At 63.3% G+C, this 16884-nt stretch carries 13 protein-coding genes and 2 pseudogenes; 4 read left to right on the plus strand and 11 right to left on the minus strand.

Annotation, left to right across the window (positions count from 1 at the left end):
- Positions 1-159: 159 nt before the first annotated feature.
- From FJ967_RS26925 to FJ967_RS26955, 8 genes and pseudogenes are all read right to left on the minus strand, one after another.
- Complete coding sequence (locus tag FJ967_RS26925; RefSeq protein ID WP_348643113.1) at positions 160-705, minus strand: DUF2285 domain-containing protein; 546 nt, start codon at positions 703-705, stop codon at positions 160-162.
- A complete protein-coding gene (locus FJ967_RS33810; protein ID WP_348643114.1) occupies positions 677-1033 on the minus strand; it encodes a DUF6499 domain-containing protein in 357 nt (118 codons plus the stop codon). Before FJ967_RS33810 ends, FJ967_RS26925 begins: the two co-directional genes overlap by 29 nt.
- A 27-nt stretch (positions 1034-1060) precedes the next feature.
- On the minus strand, positions 1061-1321 hold the full coding sequence (locus FJ967_RS26935; RefSeq protein WP_140735354.1) for a DUF2285 domain-containing protein: 261 nt from the start codon (positions 1319-1321) through the stop codon (positions 1061-1063).
- Between the two features lie 177 nt (positions 1322-1498).
- Entirely contained in the window at positions 1499-1825 is a 327-nt protein-coding gene (locus FJ967_RS26940; protein ID WP_140735355.1) for a DUF736 domain-containing protein, read from the minus strand.
- Positions 1826-2443: 618 nt separating this feature from the next.
- A pseudogene (locus FJ967_RS26950) lies at positions 2444-2883 on the minus strand (hypothetical protein).
- A gap of 134 nt (positions 2884-3017) precedes the next feature.
- On the minus strand, positions 3018-3185 hold the full coding sequence (locus FJ967_RS33525; protein ID WP_181176156.1) for a hypothetical protein: 168 nt from the start codon (positions 3183-3185) through the stop codon (positions 3018-3020).
- 558 nt (positions 3186-3743) lie between these two features.
- Positions 3744-3947 carry a LysR substrate-binding domain-containing protein gene (locus tag FJ967_RS33815; protein WP_246675396.1) on the minus strand — a complete coding sequence of 68 codons (204 nt, stop codon included), beginning with the start codon at positions 3945-3947 and terminating at the stop codon, positions 3744-3746.
- Positions 3850-4542, minus strand: coding sequence for a LysR family transcriptional regulator (locus FJ967_RS26955; protein WP_246675397.1), 693 nt, complete (start codon positions 4540-4542; stop codon positions 3850-3852). The genes FJ967_RS33815 and FJ967_RS26955 overlap by 98 nt, the downstream gene beginning before the upstream one ends.
- Before the next feature lie 150 nt (positions 4543-4692).
- On the opposite strand from FJ967_RS26955, the gene FJ967_RS26960 reads away from it, so the two are divergent.
- The 4 genes from FJ967_RS26960 (at position 4693) to FJ967_RS26975 (ending at position 9643) form a co-directional block, all read left to right on the plus strand.
- The gene (locus FJ967_RS26960; RefSeq protein ID WP_140735357.1) at positions 4693-5883 is read left to right on the plus strand and encodes an MFS transporter; all 1191 of its coding nucleotides are present in this window, start codon (positions 4693-4695) and stop codon (positions 5881-5883) included.
- Positions 5880-7076 carry an arabinose transporter gene (locus FJ967_RS26965; RefSeq protein WP_140735358.1) on the plus strand — a complete coding sequence of 399 codons (1197 nt, stop codon included), beginning with the start codon at positions 5880-5882 and terminating at the stop codon, positions 7074-7076. Before FJ967_RS26960 ends, FJ967_RS26965 begins: the two co-directional genes overlap by 4 nt.
- A gap of 270 nt (positions 7077-7346) precedes the next feature.
- A complete protein-coding gene (locus FJ967_RS26970; protein WP_140735359.1) occupies positions 7347-8498 on the plus strand; it encodes an L-dopachrome tautomerase-related protein in 1152 nt (383 codons plus the stop codon).
- A 38-nt stretch (positions 8499-8536) separates the two neighbouring features.
- Positions 8537-9643: a two pore domain potassium channel family protein gene (locus FJ967_RS26975; protein WP_348643116.1), complete on the plus strand. Its 1107-nt coding sequence runs from the start codon at positions 8537-8539 to the stop codon at positions 9641-9643.
- 410 nt (positions 9644-10053) lie between these two features.
- Here the strand turns inward: FJ967_RS26975 and FJ967_RS26980 are convergent, their stop codons facing one another.
- The 3 genes and pseudogenes from FJ967_RS26980 to FJ967_RS26990 form a co-directional block, all read right to left on the minus strand.
- On the minus strand, positions 10054-10974 hold the full coding sequence (locus FJ967_RS26980) for a DUF2493 domain-containing protein (RefSeq protein WP_140735477.1): 921 nt from the start codon (positions 10972-10974) through the stop codon (positions 10054-10056).
- Positions 10975-11314: 340 nt separating this feature from the next.
- Positions 11315-12351: pseudogene (locus tag FJ967_RS26985) on the minus strand (toprim domain-containing protein).
- Positions 12348-16853 (minus strand): strawberry notch-like NTP hydrolase domain-containing protein, encoded by a 4506-nt coding sequence (locus FJ967_RS26990; protein WP_140735361.1) that lies wholly within the window; start codon positions 16851-16853, stop codon positions 12348-12350. Before FJ967_RS26990 ends, FJ967_RS26985 begins: the two are co-directional and overlap by 4 nt.
- Between the last annotated feature and the right edge of the window lie 31 nt (positions 16854-16884).

The raw sequence follows: 16884 nt of genomic DNA on the forward strand, positions 1-16884 counted from the left end.
GGCGATATCGGGTCGCATGGGTCGGACCTCCGTGGGGTTTTGGGCAGCCGCTGGCGTTCAGCGGTGGACGGCGACCACGGTGGCGGAGAATGGGCTTCGCAAGGGATGGGGAAGTTGAGGGAGGCTGAAATCCCACCCCCTCGTCCGGGGCCAGAACCGCTACGGTCGACGGCGATGACGCAGGATCTGCAAATAGCCGCCACCGATCAGGGCGGTGGCGCCTTCGACCAGGCCGATCACCGCATCGCGCAACGCCGAGGTCTTCCAAGGATCGGCGGCGATGCGCTTATGACCGTAGAATGCAACCGCAATGTCGCGGTAGCTCGCGCCGTTCGCACGGCCGTCAGCGGCCTGCATCATCAGACGAAACCGGCGGCGCTGCTGTGGGGTCATACGCGTGTCCGAAGCCGTTGGGCGCCCCTGCAAGGAACGCCAGAAACGGGTGAGTGCTTCGATCCGTCCCAACGTTTCTTCATCCAAGGAGATCAGCGCCGCCAGGTGGCCATGCGGATCGCTACCGGGAAGAAGGAGAAGTTGGGTCGCGACACCTGCACTGTGGACCATGTGACGCCCTTCCGGGCTGTCGTGGACCACCCCCACGCCGGTCAAAGGCGCCGATCGCAAGGACGACAGGAATTCCGGCGCCGGCACGAGAGAAACCACAGATGGATCGACGTCAGGCGACCACAGAACATCCTGCGCCAAGGCGGACAAATCCGGCCTGGCCGGGAAATCGTAATCCCCACAGCCGTTGTGTCTCAGGGAGGAAGGGGGCATTTTCGGCGCGTGCGGTCAGGAGCGCCTGGTAGTGCCGCTGATAGGGTTCGTGACGACGCAGACACTCCCAGGCGAGCCCTTCGATGGGTAATATATCGAAATAATCATAGCTGGCATTGTCTCGCCAATGCGATGTATCCGGCCTCATCCAAAGCTCCTGACGCAAGAAACGCGTAGACCCCGCCTCAAAACGATTCCGGGTTGTAGCGATTGGCGGAAGACCCCCGCCGGGCATCGGGTGATGCCGTTTCGGCATCACCCGGGAACCAGAGGAGCGGTGGTGCTAGCTGCCGGGTTGACGCAAGAGGTGGCGGTAGCCAGCACGCGCCATCCAGCGCGCCCGCGCCAGATGGCTGTCATGGATACGCCGGGCGCGTCGTGGCTCCTTCGTCAGATCAATGCCGAAGAGAATTTCAACCACCTCGCGCCAGTCCGCGCCGTCGTCGGCGGCGTCAAGCAGGCGCATATAGAGCTTGACGTGTTCGCGATCGTATTCGGTGAGTTCGTCACTGGTCGGCGCGGTTTCGTCAAACGGCTCGATCATCGCTTGCCTCGTCTTCACGGAGTGAAAGCCTGCATTTTATAGAAACAATAGCGCCGACGGAGGATGGTTGATCAGCATCAGGCGATGCGGTTTCAGCATCGCTCTCGGCTTGAGTGAACCGAACCGGACGTCCGCGCAAGAAGGCCCCGGCCTCCCGGCCGGGGCCTGCGCGCGGCCTCAGTCACCCCGCCGCGCGTTCGGGCGAGACCAGATGAGCGAGAAACCCTCACCTTCCTCGTCGTCGAAGAGGTTGGCGTAGATCGGGGCGTTGAAGCTCGGATCGTCGAGCTTGAGGCCCAGGTAGTCGCGGCCTTCGTTGGAGGTCTTCGACCAGGCGGCGCCGATCTCGGCGCGACCGACCACCACCCGGTGGCTGGGAGCGTTCTCGCCAGTGGCGCGGGTGTCTGGGACGATGCGCACGTTCTTGGCCTGGACGCTGAGAGTGACGATTTCGCCGGTGAACTCATTCGCGGTGGTCTTCTTGAAGGTGCCGATGGTAGCCATTGTAAAGTCTCCTTTTTCTGTTCCCGAGCCCGCACCATGCGGCCTCGATGGCGATCACTTGGCCGGAGGCGACCGACGACGCATCGCTTGCGACCGGAGCAACGCGAAGGACGGCGCAGGAACGACTTTCTTGTCTCGCGAGGAATGGCGGCGCTCGGGGCCCCCATGCGCTTGCCGCGTGGGGTGGGAGCCGGCAGGGGAAGAAAGTCGAGACGCGTCGTTGCGGCTTAGGCGGTCGAGGCTTCAGCCGTCCTTCGGCCAGATCAGCCCATTGAAGAGGCCGTTTGGAGCGCTCTTGGGACGGATTGGCGACGGAGATTTGGGCGCCCAACTCAGGCCCAGCAGATCGCTACGAGCTTCACTGGCATCGTCTACACATCCAGGCACCAAATCCCGCGCACCTCCAACGCCCGGAGCCATCGGCCGCGCTGCCATCCTGCCACCGACTGGTCGGACCTGCCTTGCAGCATCGACCGGCCAACGTTCAAGACCATTAGACGAAGCCGCGCCGGGATTGCCACTGCTCGATCATTCGCATGCGGCCCGATTACCCCAACCACCGATGATGAGGAGGCTGGGCCTTCGTCGGCCTGGTCCACCCGCCTCGCTCGCGCGGGTTTAAGCTTGAACCCTGTCCCTACCGGATTGGTCGGCGGCCGCCATGCCCGCGACCCGCAGATATGCCGTGACGCCGACGGCCACCGCGTCAATGACGGAAAAGACGATCTGCCAGGTCTCCGAAGGCATCATGTGCTTCGCGATGCCATGGGTGGCATGGTAGCCGCCAACGATCGCGGGAGCGACGAAGACGATCGCGATCGCCAGCTTCGCCCACATGGGCCTGATAACGCCGAGGAGGATTTGGCCGACGCCGAGCGTCAACCCGGCTGCGAGGATGCCGACAAGGATCGCGCCAGGCCAGCGGGCACCGGTGTTGAATGCCCATGTACTTGCGTTGACCCGGCGAACAACGGGAGGGCGACGATAGCAAGCGTGAAAAGCAACCAGCACAAGATGCCGATGGCCGCGACGCAAAGGAGAATGCCGAGGATGATCATGGTGGTGTCTCCGAGAGAATAGCTCTGGCGATTGCGCCTTCCACCACCACCTGGCGCAGTGCACAGCATAGCAAAGGAAAAGCGCGGGTGAAACCCGCCGGCGTTCTTGCATCGCCAGGGCGATGTCCGCCCCGTCATGGGGCGAACGGGTCAATTTCGCCGATGATGGCGGTGTCGTCGCCATCATACTCGTTCACCGGCACGACCGAGAGAGTGCCGTCACCGGCACGAAAGATGACGACGGCGACCATGAGGGTGGCGGCGAGGCTGAAGGCGAAGGCATGTGCGTCGGCGTAGGACATCGATCCGGCTCCTGTTTGAGGCGGAGGACCCTCCCCCGCTGACAGGCGCCCGATGTGTTCGGCCGATGGCCGCAATCACCGCGAAGGCGAAGCCGGAGCGGCGGCACGCTTCGCGTAGTCCGACCCCTTGCGGGTTGATGGCGTCAGGCCATCGGCTGGACCAAGGATCAGCGTCGCATCGCAGGGGTGGTACTTCGTTCCAGGAACTGACGGACGGAAAATGCCGAGCGAGATACCCTGTGCCGGTCCTGCGCCCGAACGCCGCACTCGGCTTGAAGTTGCTACCGACCGAGTTCCTAGGTCGACGGGAAGTCGTCCGCTTTGCGCCAGAGCGGTCATCCGTCGCCGGTTCTCGAATGACCGCAGTTGGGCCGGGAGCGTACTGCCCGGTGCCAGGGCGAAACTGCCTGGAGCAGCCATCGCAAACAACCTCAAAGTTGGCTGGGTGATGATCGTTGCTGTCGCAAGATCTGAACGGTGAAGACCTCCGCGATCTGCGGTGGAAGGTCGCCACCCGCATCATCCCTCACAACCCAGTGCAAGGAGTGGCTGGCTGGGTCAGATGCGATGGCGGAGCGCCTCGACGATCACCGCCATCGCAGGCGAGAGCTGCCGCCTGCTCGGGTAATAAAGGTGATAGCCCGCAAATGGCGGACTCCAATCGTCAAGCACCAGCCTGAGGCGTCCGCTGGTGATGTGATGACTTACGAGATTTTCCGGAACATAGGCGATCCCGCAACCGCGTATCGCAGCCTCGATCATGGGTATGGACGAATTGAAGGTGAGTTGGCCTTCCACCCGCCTGGGGCGCGGACGGAACCGGATGGCGGGTAAAGTACTCCGGCGAACCCACAGCCACCAGCCTCCAGTCCGGACCGATCCGCACTGCGATCATATCCCTGTCGATGCTTTCGCCGAGCCGCACGCCTGCGTCGAAGCGCTCCTCCACAATGTTCCTCATGCCATTGTCGCTGTAGAGCTCCACGCGCACGTCGGGATAGTCGCTGAGCACGGGCTGCAGCTTCGGCCAGACGGTCGTCTGAAGCGCATGGTCGGACAGCGTGATGCGGACCACTCCGGAGGGTTTGTCGCGAAAGGCCACCAGGCTTGAAAGGTCGGCTTCAATTTCCTCGAAGCGAGGAACAAGGGATTGGAAAAGTCGCTCACCGGCCTCCGTCGGGGCGACGCTCCGTGTCGTGCGAGTCAGCAGGCGGACGCCAAGACGAGCTTCCAGATCCTTGATTGTCGAGCTTAGGGTCGACTGCGAGGTGCCGAGCTTGGCCGCCGCCTTGGTAAAGCTGCGTTCCTGAGCGACCGCCACGAACCACAGAAGATCCTTCATGCCATCGCGATGCATAGGTCACCTCCAACGGCATTTATATCACAAACAGATAAGTCCATGCGAATTCCTCAGTCTAATAGAATGGGTTCCGCGTCGATATATTCCGGGCATGGCGACGGGGATCGCGGCTGATCCGCCCCGGTCGCCCTTGCAAGGATGCCAATTATGGAAACGACCTACGACACGAGATTCGTCGAAGCCCGCTCCGCATGGGGCGCGGTGCTTTCGATGGCGCTGTGCGTCTTCGTGCTTATCGCGTCGGAATTCATGCCGGTCAGCCTGCTCTCCCCGATCGCGGCCGATCTCGGCATCGCCGCAGGCCGGGCCGGACAGGCAATTTCGATTTCGGGTGCTTTTGCCGTCGTGACCAGCCTCCTAGTCGCCGGCCTGACCCGGCGAATTGACCGCCGGCTGGTCGTCACCGGCTTTACGGCTCTCCTCATTGTTTCCGGGCTCGCTGTCACCTTTGCGCCGAATTACGCGCTCCTCATGGTTGGCCGCGCGCTGCTCGGTGTCGCGATCGGCGGCTTCTGGTCGATGTCGACCGCGATCGTCATGCGCCTCGTGCGGCAAGACATGGTTCCAAAGGGCCTCGCCATGCTGAACGCCGGCAATGCGATCGCGGCCACGATCGCCGCGCCGCTAGGCAGCTTTCTTGGCGCCTATGTCGGCTGGCGCGGCGCTTTCTTTCTCGTCGTGCCGCTCGGTCTGCTGGCGCTGATCTGGCAGTGGATCAGCCTTCCAGAGCTGCCCCCGCGCCGGAGGAAACGCCCAGGCAATCCGCTGGCGCTGCTCGGCCGTCTTCCAGTCGCCATCGGCATGGCATCGATCATGATGCTGTTCATGGGCCAGTTCGCGCTTTTCACCTATCTGCGCCCTTTCCTGGAGAGCGTCACCCGGCTCGATATCGCCGCGCTTTCGGCGATCCTGCTGGCAATGGGCCTGGCGGGAGTGGCCGGCACCTGGTGCATCGGCCGGCTTTTGCGCACACGCTTGTTCAGCGTTCTCGTCGTCATCCCCCTGGTCATGGCCGCGCTGGCCGTTGCGCTGATCGCGTTCGGCGCGTTGCCGGCTTCTACAGCGCTGCTGCTCGTTGCCTGGGGTTTCTTCGGCACGGCCGCGCCCGTTGGCTGGGGCACGTGGCTCAGCCGCACGTTGCCGGACGACGCGGAGGCCGGCGGCGGGCTGCAGGTCGCAGTCATCCAGCTCGCCATCACCGGGGGCGCCGCCATCGGCGGCATGCTCTTCGATACGGTCGGCTGGCGGGGAGCTTTCACTTTCGGCGCGGTGCTGCTCTGCGGGTCGGCGCTCACCGCTTTTGCCGCATCGCATCTGGCCCGGAGATCCTTGCCATGATCATCGAAGGTGCAACGCTTAGCCTGCTGGCCCCCATGGCAGCGGTGTTGTCCGGGTTTGTTGTCATCGGCGCAGCATTGCCTGTGCTTCCGCTGCACGTCAGCCACAATCTGGGGTTCGGTAGCGTCATTGTCGGCATGGTGGCAGGAACGCAGTTCGCGGCGTCCCTGGTGTCACGCGTGTGGTCGGGTTCCTTTGCCGACGAGAACGGAGGAAAACGAGCCGTTCTGGTGGGGCTGGTTGCCGCAACGGCTGCCGGGTTGTTCTATCTTGTGTCCTCTGCCGTCGCGAATGCGCCCGTTCTCTCCGTCACGATCCTGGTCGTTGGGCGCGCGGTGCTCGGCGGTGCCGAGAGCTTCATCATCACAGGTGGCGTGGCTTGGGGCCTGGCACTCGTGGATGCCGGGCATTCCGGGAAAGTCATTGCATGGGTTGGCACTGCGATGTTCGCGGCATTGGCCTTCAGCGGACCTTTGGGAACCATGTTGTTCACCGCCTATGGTTTTGCGGCGATAGGACTGCTGACCACATTGTTGCCGTTGCTTGTATTGGGATCGCTGATGCGAGCGCCAAACCCTCGGATACAACTGCGGCAGAGAAAATCCGATTTGAGAGCAGTTTTTGGCGCAGTTTGGCTGCCAGGAGTCGGTGCGGCACTCGCCAGTATCGGCTACTGCTCAATCCTTGCCTACAGCTCGCTCCTCTATGCCGACAATCACTGGCGACCCGTCTGGCTTGGATTTACAGCGTTTGGAGCTTCGCTAATCGCAGCGCGTGTCGTCTGCGGTCATTTGCCTGACAGGTATGGCGGTGCAAAGATCGCCCTCCTGTTCGTGCTGGTGCAGTCAGCCGGGCTTCTGCTCATCGGGTTGGCACAAAGCAGTGTGCTTGCTTCCTTCGGAGCCGCGCTGGCGGGCCTGGGCTACTCGCTGGTCTACCCCGGGCTTGGCGCGGAGGCGGTTGGTGGCACATCACCGCAAAACCGCGGCTTGGCGATGGGCATCTACACTGCCTTTCTGGACGTCGCGATGGCTCTAGGAAGCCCAGCATTGGGTTGGGCTGCCGATCGAGCAGGTTTGAGCGTCGTGTTCTTCATCAGCGCCGGTGTCACCTTTTGTACAACCGCCGTTGCCTTGCATTTAGCTTACAACGCGCATCATGCCAACAGTCGCACGGCTAACCACGTCCGCTAAACCGGCCAAAGTGGTAGCCATTCAATCGCAAGGTTGACAATGACCGCGAGCGACGCGACGGCGACCTCCCGAGTGGTCGTCTGCAAGGCAAAGTTGGCCTCTAGGTCCGGCTTGGAGCGGATTGCCGTCCGACAGCTTTGGCGCCGGAGCGATTAGCTGCTTACGAGAGGAGCTTCCCTGAAGAAAAATTCATGGAACATCGTGAGCCTCACTCAGTTGGGCGATCTTGAAGCCCACAAACCACCCGCGCGGAGCGCGATCGAGGTAACCATGCTCAAGCTCACAACGATGACCCTGTTCACAACGCTCGTGACCACCACTTCAATGGCGCAGCAGAGCGCAGCACCATCTCAGGGTACGGCACAACTGCAGCAGGTCGCCCGCTTCGATCACCAAGTGACCGGAGTGAGCGTTTCGCAGGATGGGCGCATCTTCGTCAACTTTCCGCGGTGGACAGAGGATGCACCGATCTCGGTTGCCGAGGTGACCGGCGATGGTCAGATCAAACCTTACCCGGATGACGAGTGGAATTCCTGGCGCAATGCCAAGAAGAATCAGATGTCCGCAGGCGATCACTTCGTGTGCGTCCAGAGCGTCGTGACCGACGCTCGTGGCAATCTCTGGGTCGTCGATCCGGCCGCGCCAGCCACAGGACCAGTTGTGCAGGGTGGACCCAAACTCGTCAGGATCGACCTGAAGACCAACAAGGTTGCGCAGGTGATCCAGTTCGGCGAGACGGTCGCGCCGCAAGGCAGCTACCTGAACGATGTGCGGTTTTCGCCCGACGGGCGACATGCCTTCCTGACCGATGCCGGGGCGAAGGGTGCTCTCGTTGTTGTGGATCTGCAGACCGGGAAAGCTCGGCGCGTGCTTGATGGGCACCCTAGCACCCAAACGGAAAAGGAGGTGGTGGTAAAGACTGATGGCCATGAGTTACGCCGGCCTGACGGGCGCGGAGTGGAATTTGCCGCTGACAGCATCGCGCTCTCCCCCGATGGGCGCACGCTCTACTGGAAAGCCCTGACCGGCCGGACCCTCTATCGAATCGCAGCGGATGCCCTGGAGGACCCGCGTTTATCCGAGAAAGACCTCGAAGGGCGTGTGGAGCGTGTCACCGAAACCGAGCCGACGGATGGGCTTTGGATCGACCGGCGCGGGCAGTTTTATCTGAGCGCGATTGAACAGGATGCAGTGAAGGTTCTTGATGGGGATCGCATCACCACCCTGGTGAAGGACAAGCGGCTGCGCTGGCCCGACACGTTCTCGGAAAGCCCCGACGGGACCGTCTATGTCACAAGCTCCCGCATTCAGGACATGAGCTGGTTCAAGCCCGAGAACGGCCCGCGCCTGAAGACGCGGCTGTGGCGGATCAAGCCTCCAAAAAGCGACGAGGCCACAGGCTCGGTCGAGAATCCCCAATGAACCCGACCGGGCAGTTGGGGTGACGGGAGGCTACCGTGATGGAGCCACTGGAGCAGGGCCTTGGAATACTGCTGATCCTGATCGTCTTGCTCGATATCTTTCTCACCGTGCTCTACGCTCGCATTGGCACCAGCATTGTCGGATCCAGGGTGGCGCGGCTGGTCTGGGACACTTTCGTCCAGGCCGCTGAGATTTTCGGCTCTCGGCAAGGAGCCGTTCTGTCCCTCTGCGGTCCGGTCATCCTCGTGCTGCTCGTCGGGGTCTGGGCTCTCGGACTGACGCTTGGTGCGGCGCTGATCGTTCACCCGGAACTCGGCACGTCCATCCGCGCCACCAACGGCGCGACACCCACCGACTTTGTCACCGCCATGTATGCCGGTGGCACCAGCATGGCTATTGTCGGCGCGAGCGACTTCACCCCCCACACAAGCCTGACGCGGCTCCTTTTCCTATTCAATTCGCTGATCGGCACGTCGGTGATATCGCTGACGCTGACCTATCTAATGCAGGTCTATACAGCGTTGCTGCGGCGCAACTTGCTAGCCCTAAATAGTCATCTCCTGTCGGGGTGCACAGGCGACGCCGCCGAATTGCTCGCCCGCCTCGGCCCTCGAGGGCAGTTCAGTGCCGGCTACACAAACCTTTCGGAACTCGGTGTCGAGATGACTCAAACCAAGGAGGCACATCACTTCTACCCGGTGCTGTTCTATTTTCGCTTCAACGATCCATATCACTCGGTGTCACGTACCACGCTGCTGGCATTCGACACGGTGAGCCTGTTGAAGAGCGCGCTGAATGATCAGCAGTACGGCTGGCTGAAGGAGACGGGAGCCGTAGCGCAGCTTTGGGAAGCGTCAATGATGCTGGTCACCACCCTGGAAGAGACCTTCCTTCCTCACGGCGCACCGGATCGGGAGGCCCAACCAGACCAGCAGACCCGAGACCGCTGGCAGGCACGCTATCACGTTGCCCTGGCTCGGCTTCGCGAGGCGGGCATCGAGACCACGGCTGACGAAGGAGCAGGTGCCGAGGCCTACATCGCCTGCAGAATGCAATGGGATCATCACATCACGAACCTGGCGCCGTCGATGTCTTACAGCATGGACGAGATTGACACGGCAATGAGCGCTTTGGATCAAAGGTAAAGTCGAACGATCCCATTCCCATAGGTAACGGAGCAGCATTAGCGGGGCGACTACATCCGCCGTCGTCGCACCGCCGACGCGGCTGACACTGAGGTGCTGCATGCTCCAGAGAGTCTATGCCGCCAAGGATGCCGCCTGCGCGTCACCATTGGCGAGCGGCGACGGTGGACGAGCGCATTAGCGGGTTGGAATTTCGCTCGATCGGGGGGCGCGCAAAGCTGACGTCGAATCGCGCCGCCGGCACCGTCATGTCCGCATTCCGGCAAAGGCGAACTCTAGCTGAATAGCGGAAAAGGGGCGCAAAGCGGCCATTCGCGTCATTAGGGGCATACGTCGGCTTCGGTGAGAAGAAGACATTCGCAATAGCGCTTGCGACCTGGACTGCGACTTTGAGTTGGGAAAGGCGGCGCTCACGAGCCGCCGAGCCGATAGATCGGAATGCCGAGCTTGCGGGCCTTGTCGGCAAGGTTTTCCTGAATGCCGTTGCCCGAAAAGATGATGACGCCGATCGGCATGACTGCCAACATTTGGTCGTTGCGTTTGAAGGGAGCGGCCTTGGCATGTTTGCTCCAGTCAGGCTTGAAGGCGACCTGCTGCACTTTGCGATGATCGGCCCAGCGGGCGGCGATCTTTTCGGCGCCTTTCGGTGATCCGCCGTGCATCAGCACCATGTCGGGGTGCTTGCAGCGGATTTGGTCGAGCTTTGCCCAGATCAACTGGTGATCAGCGGTATCGCCGCCGGAGAAGGCGATCTTGGGGCCGGCGGGTAGCATGACCTCGGTTTCCGCGCGCCGCCTGGCCGCCAGGAAGTCGCGACTATCGATCATTGCGGCGGTGAGATGATGGTGGTTGACCATCGACCCGGTGCGCGGTCGCCAGGCCGAGCCGGTGTATTGATCGTAGTGGTCGGCGGCCTGGTCACGCATTAGCTCGAAGGCGTCGCGCCGCTCGATCGTGGTCCGGCCCTGGGCGGTGAGGTTCTCTAGTTCGACCGCCTTGATCTCGCTGCCGTCCTGTTCGCGCTGCAGGCGGCGCTGGGCCTGCTCGTTGTCGTCCAGTTGCCGCTCGATCCGTTGTACAGCTCGGTGGAAGACATTGGTGACGGACCAGAGCAGGTCATCGAGGTCGGGTTCGAGGCGCGTTTCGGCCAGGGTGGCGATGAGGGCGTCAAAGATGTCGGCCACGGCTCCGGCCACGTGGTCGCCGCCGGGGAGCGGTCGCGGATCGGGCTCGTCGGCAAATGGGCGCCAGCCATAGAGCTGTTGTTCGGTGAGGATGTGATCGGTCGGAGAAGCGGCGTGGTGCGGTTCGGTGTCGTCGTGCTCGCTCATGGGGATGCTCCCGTCGGTTTGACCGCGACCCTCGCGACCTTCATGGCGACGAGAGCCCACGGGCGGGACGGTCCGACACCCGCAGCGTAGCGGAGGGCCGGAGCGAAGCGGAGGATGGCGGCGGCCGGCTATTTTGCCTCGCGATGGAACGGCGTCTCGACCAATCGCTACCATTTGCGAGCAGTCGCGCGCCGCTGGAAAATAGTCGGCCGCCGCCATTGCCTGGCCGGCCCGATTGTGGGCCGATCGCCCTCTCGAAGGCCGGGTCGCGGTTCCCTACCGGCGGGCTCCTATACATGCTATGCGGCCACACCGTGGGCCGCGCGCTTCCCCTCCCGGCTCACGCCGCCCGTGTCAGATAACGGATGCGATCCCTGCGCATAAGCTGGTCCGCAATCGAGGCGCGGAAGGTGGCAAGTCCGAAATGGCGGAGGTCTTCATTGAAGTCCTCCGTCTCCGGCGACAGCACGATTGCCTCGATTCCGGCGTCCGTCGCGCGCTCGAGCAGACTGTCTCGGGCACCGTCACCGGCCGGATCGTTGTCGCGGATGACATAGAGCCGCCGCAGGTTCGGAGGGAACAGGATGGCGGCGAGATGAGCCGCCGAGAGAGTCGCCGCCATCGCCATGTCGGGCAAAGCGCATCTGAGCGACAGCGTCGTCTCGATGCCTTCGCCCGCTGCCATGACGCTGCCAGGTACGCCGAAGCGGACGGCATGACCGAGGAGGTTACCCATTGCCCGACGCGGTGTGTCGACGAGTGCCTTGCCGGAGCCATCCGGTGCCAGCCAGGTGCGGTGCGCGCCGGTCAGATGTCCATCGAGGTCGGTGACAGCGGCGATCATCGCCGGCAAAGTCGTGGTCGGTCCACGATCGTCTGGCCGGTAGTAGCAATGTGGATGGAACTGCAAGGATGCGGTTCCGTGCAAAGTCGCAATGCCACGTCTACGCAAATACGTTTCCACGAGGGTGCCGATAATGGGCTTCGACATGGCGACCAGTCGGCGAGCCGCTTCCGGAGATCCAATGGGGACCTGCTTGATCGGCTCGGCCGGTCGGGGTGGCATGGCATCTGGCATAGCGAGAAACACGCGCGCCTCGTCGGCGACGTCCCGGAAATTGACCAGTCCGAGGCATTCGCGGATGACATCGAGCAGGTCGCCATGCTCGCCGGTAGCGGCGTCGCTCCATTTGCCTGGCGGTCCCTTCGGGGATGGCTGCAGACGCACGAACATCGAGCGGCCCGGCGCATTGCGGACGTCGCCGACGGTCCAATAGTTGCCCTGGCGACGGCCATTGGAGAGGTAGTGGCGGCACACCGCCTCGGCATATTCGCCGAGGGGTGTGCGAGGTCGGAGGCAGCGTGACGCGCAATCATGCAGCCTCCCGGTCACTGACCCGCTCGATTGGGAAGCGGTCGAGCACGCGCTCCAGCACGGCGAGCCCGTTGGCGTCGATCGGCACGAACATCCTGAGCTTCCACGAAATGATCTCGTGGAAGAGACCGTAGGCGGTGAGGCGCTCGCGCATCGTGTCGGTGAAGCCGGACAATTCGATGCGCCATGTGCCCATGACGCGGCTGCGGCGAAGCTGGAGATCCTCGGCAAGATCAAGGATGGTCCGGCCGTCCAGCAGAGCCGCAAACGCCTGCTCCGGCGATAGCGCAACCACGTTCGTCGCAGAGGCGTTGGCGGCCCATGCCGGCGAGACGCGGCGGCCGATGAGGCGCTCGCCCTCGTCGGTCTGAAGTCGATAAACGCGGGTCGACTCGTTGGGCAGGCGCTTCCAGATCGGCAGCAGCAGGCCGGTGACCATGTGCAAGACCGAGTCCGAAAACTCCGGCACCCCGGCGATTTCGACCGTCCAGGCAGTTGTGAAAGCCTCGCGGTCGGCCTCGACCCAGCGTGTTTCGCCCATGGCCTTGAGCGGCATGTTCTGGCCTTCCATCGGCCGGATCAGGCGGACACGTCGCTCGACCTCGCCATCGTCGAGCATGACGCTGGGGGTCGGGATCTGCACGGCGGCTCGGCCCGATTGCTCGTTGATGAGCAGTACGGCACGCGGATCGCGGAGATGATCGAGCGCCGCACTGAGCGTGACGGGCCGATTGCGCTTGCGTTCGGTGATCGTGAGCAGGCGGCTTTCGGAGCCGGTGCGCGGATGGGTGTAGATCACCTGCCGATCGGTGACGACGAAGTTTTCGGCCTTCAGCGTCTCCAGCCCGGCATCGTAGGTGCCTGACGCGATCGCGCCCTCGATGCGCGCCGCCAGCAGTTGCTCGAAGGCACCGAACAGCACGCCCTGCAGCGCAATGGTCAGTGCGAGCAGACGATTGAGGAAGGTGGTGATCGGCGGCAACTCGTCCTTGATGCCATTGGCATCCATCAGCTTGAGACCCGTCGCCGCCTCGAAACGCTCGAGCGAACAGCCCTCGACCTTGCCGCGTATGATCAGCAGATAGAGTTGCCGTAGCGCATCGCGGGCATAGTGGCTTTCCAGATTGTCCTCTGGCCGGAACAGGCCCTGGCCGCCGGTCTGGCGCTGGCCGCGCGTGATTGCGCCGAGCGTGTCGAGCCTCCGCGCGATCGTCGAGAGGAAGCGCTTTTCCGCCTTCACATTGGTCGAAATCGGCCGGAAGAGCGGCGGCTGCGCCTGATTGGTGCGATGCGTGCGGCCTAGGCCCTGAATGGCTGTGTCGGCCTTCCAGCCGGCTTCGAGCAGATAATGCACACGCAGCCGCGTGTTCCGGGCCGACAGTTCGGCGTGGTAGCTCCTCCCCGTTCCGCCCGCGTCCGAGAACACCAGAACGCGCTTCTGGTCATCCATGAAGGCCTGCGTCTCGGCGAGGTTGGCCGAGCCCGCGCGATTCTCGACAACCAGGCGGTCGCCCTTGCGCACGATGCGGCGCGAGCGACCGGTGACCTCGCCCACGATGTCCGTGCCGAAATGCTGGACGATCTGGTCGAGTGCGCCGGGCACGGGCGGCAGGCTGGCGAGCATGGCGATCAGGTCATCGCGCCGGGCGACCGCCTCCCGGCTCTCGACCGGCTGGCCGTCGCGGTAGACCGGCCGGGACGACAGATTGCCGTCGCTGTCGGTGAACGGCTCGTAGAGCTGCACCGGGAAGGAATGGGCCAGGTAGTCAAGGACATATTCCCGCGGCGTGATGTCGACGCGAACGTCGTTCCATTCCTCGGTCGGCAGTTCGGCCAGCCGCCGTTCCATCAGCGCCTCGCCGGTCGAGACGATCTGGATGACAGCTGCATGGCCCTCCTCCAGATCGCGGGCGATCGAGCGGATCAGCGTCGGCGTCTTCATGCTGGTGAGGAGATGCCCGAAGAACCTCTGCTTGGCGCTTTCGAATGCGCTGCGAGCGGCCGACTTGGCCTGGGCATTGAGCGTGCCGGTACTGCCGGTGATGTTGGCCGCCTGCATGGCCGCGTCGAGATTGTTATGAATGATGCCGAAGGCGCCGGCATAGGCATCGTAGATGCGGATCTGTTCCGGCGTCAGCTCATGCTCGATCAGCTCGTATTCGACGCCGTTGAACGAGAGCGAGCGAGCCGTGTAGAGGCCGAGCGCCCTGAGGTCGCGGGCCAGCACCTCCATCGCCGCGACGCCGCCGGCCTCAATCGCCTCGACAAACTCGGCGCGGGTGGAGAACGGGAAATGCTCGCCACCCCAGAGGCCGAGCCGCTGGGCATAGGCTAGATTGTGGACGGTGGTGGCGCCAGTCGCCGACACATAGACAATGCGGGCATTCGGCAGGGCGTGCTGGAGTCGCAGGCCAGCACGGCCCTGCTGCGAGGGAGAGGTGTCGCCCCGCTCGCCCTTGGCGCTGACGGCATTCTGCATCGCATGCGCTTCGTCGAAGATGATGGCTCCATCAAAATCCGGACCCAACCATTCGACGATCTGCTTGACCCGCGAAACCTTCTCGCCACGGTCGTCGCTGCGCAGCGTGGCATAGGTGGTGAATAGGATGCCTTCCGGCAGCGTGATCGGCTTGCCCTGCGGAAAACGCGACAGCGGCGTGATCAGCAGGCGCTCCATGCCGAGCGCCGACCAATCGCGTTGCGCATCCTCGATCAGTTTGTCGGACTTCGAAATCCACACCGCCTTGCGACGGCCCTGCATCCAGTTGTCGAGGATCACGGCCGAGGATTCCCGCCCCTTGCCGACGCCGGTGCCGTCACCGATCATGAAGCCTTGGCGGAAGCGAACGGCGCCGGCGGCGTCATCGGCCGCGGCGCTGACGACGTCGAAGGTGTAGTCGAGGGTCCAGGCGCCGGCGAGATATTCGGCATGGGCCTCGCCGGCATAGATGACGGTCTCGATCTGCGCATCCGACAGCAGGTCGAGAACGTTCCGTGGCAGGCGCGGCCGATATCTCGGCTTGGGCGGAGCGACCGAGGCCATCGCCGCCGACTGCACAAGTTGGGTCGGGTGCGCCTGCGCGCCGGGAATACGGATCGCCTGAAGCCCGTAATCTTCATAGATCGCATCGCTGATGTGGCCGCCCTCGGCGGCCTGCCAGTCGATCACTTCATAGGCGAGTTCGACGGCCTCGGGATCGGCGATCGAGGGGCGCGGTGTCGCCCTCGTCGTGCGCGCAAGATAGCCGCGTACGGTGCGAGGTACGGCCGAAGACGGTGTGTCAGTGACGCCCCTGGGCATAATGACCGGCAACCGTGCCGGCACATGCTCGCTGACCCATTCGAGGAGCGTGGCGGCATCGCCATCACGATCGATGCTGATGAACACTCCGGCGCGAGCGATCTCGGCCGCATCGTAGTTCATCGGCCGGCTCTCGAAGGCATCGAGCGCAGACTCGATCTCGCCGAGGCGCTGATCGACCTCGTCGGGGAGTTCGTCGACTTCGCCATACTCGCCTTCCAGCCGATCGTATTCCTTGCGCAGCGCTTCACGTTGTGCCCGCTCCGCGTCGGTCAGATCGGTGGGGGTGCCGGCGAGCGCTCTCAGGCCGTGAGTGTGGCCATAGGGCAGATCGACATCGACCACGATCCACTTCCAGCCCTCTGCGGCGATATCGTCGGCGATCGACTTCAGCTTGTCGCAGACCAGGCGGTCGAGCAGCACAGGGTCCTGCAGCCAGCCGCCATTGTCGGCCTCGAACAGGTCACGCAGAACAATGCCGCCGGCTGCGAGATAGGCCTCGACGCCGACGAATAGCGTTCGGCGATCGCTTGCCCGAACCGTGGTTTCGGTCAGCATGCGCCGGATTTGATGCGGCTCCTTCGACCACGAATGTTCGAGCGCCTCCCAGACCTGTTCCTGACGGGCGTGATCGTCGGTCACGGTGAAGGCCATGAGTTGATCGAGGTTCATGCCGTCCTGCTCGTAGATATCGTGCAGCTTGGGCGAGACCTTCGCGAGCCGCAGGCGTTGCTGGACAAAGGTCGCGGACACGAAGAAGCGTGCCGCAATCTCCTCGTGGGTCGCGCCCTGATCGTGCAGGGTCTGGAAGGCACGGAACATGTCGAGAGGATGGAGGTCCTCGCGCTGGAAGTTCTCGGCCAGCGAATCTTCCTCGATCGGCACCTCGCTATGTGCGTCGGTGACGACGCAAGGCACAGGCTCGGTTTTGACCATGCGCTTCTGCTTGATCAGCAGCTCAAGGGCGCGATAGCGGCGGCCACCAGCCGGCACCTCAAACATGCCGGTCTCGTTGCCCTCACCATCCAACACTGGCCGGACGTTGAGACTCTGGAGCAGGCCGCGCCGTCCAATCGAGGCGGCCAGGTCCTCGATCGTTTCCCCGCGCTTGATGCGCCGGACGTTGGACTGGCTCAGCATCAGCTTGTTGAACGGGATGTCGCACGAAGCGTTGAGGGTGATCTTCTGCTTGACCGTAGCCATCTTGATTATCTCCGCGACGGGCGGCCGAGAC

Origin of the sequence: Mesorhizobium sp. B2-3-4, assembly GCF_006442315.1 — a bacterium.
Taxonomy (GTDB): domain Bacteria; phylum Pseudomonadota; class Alphaproteobacteria; order Rhizobiales; family Rhizobiaceae; genus Mesorhizobium.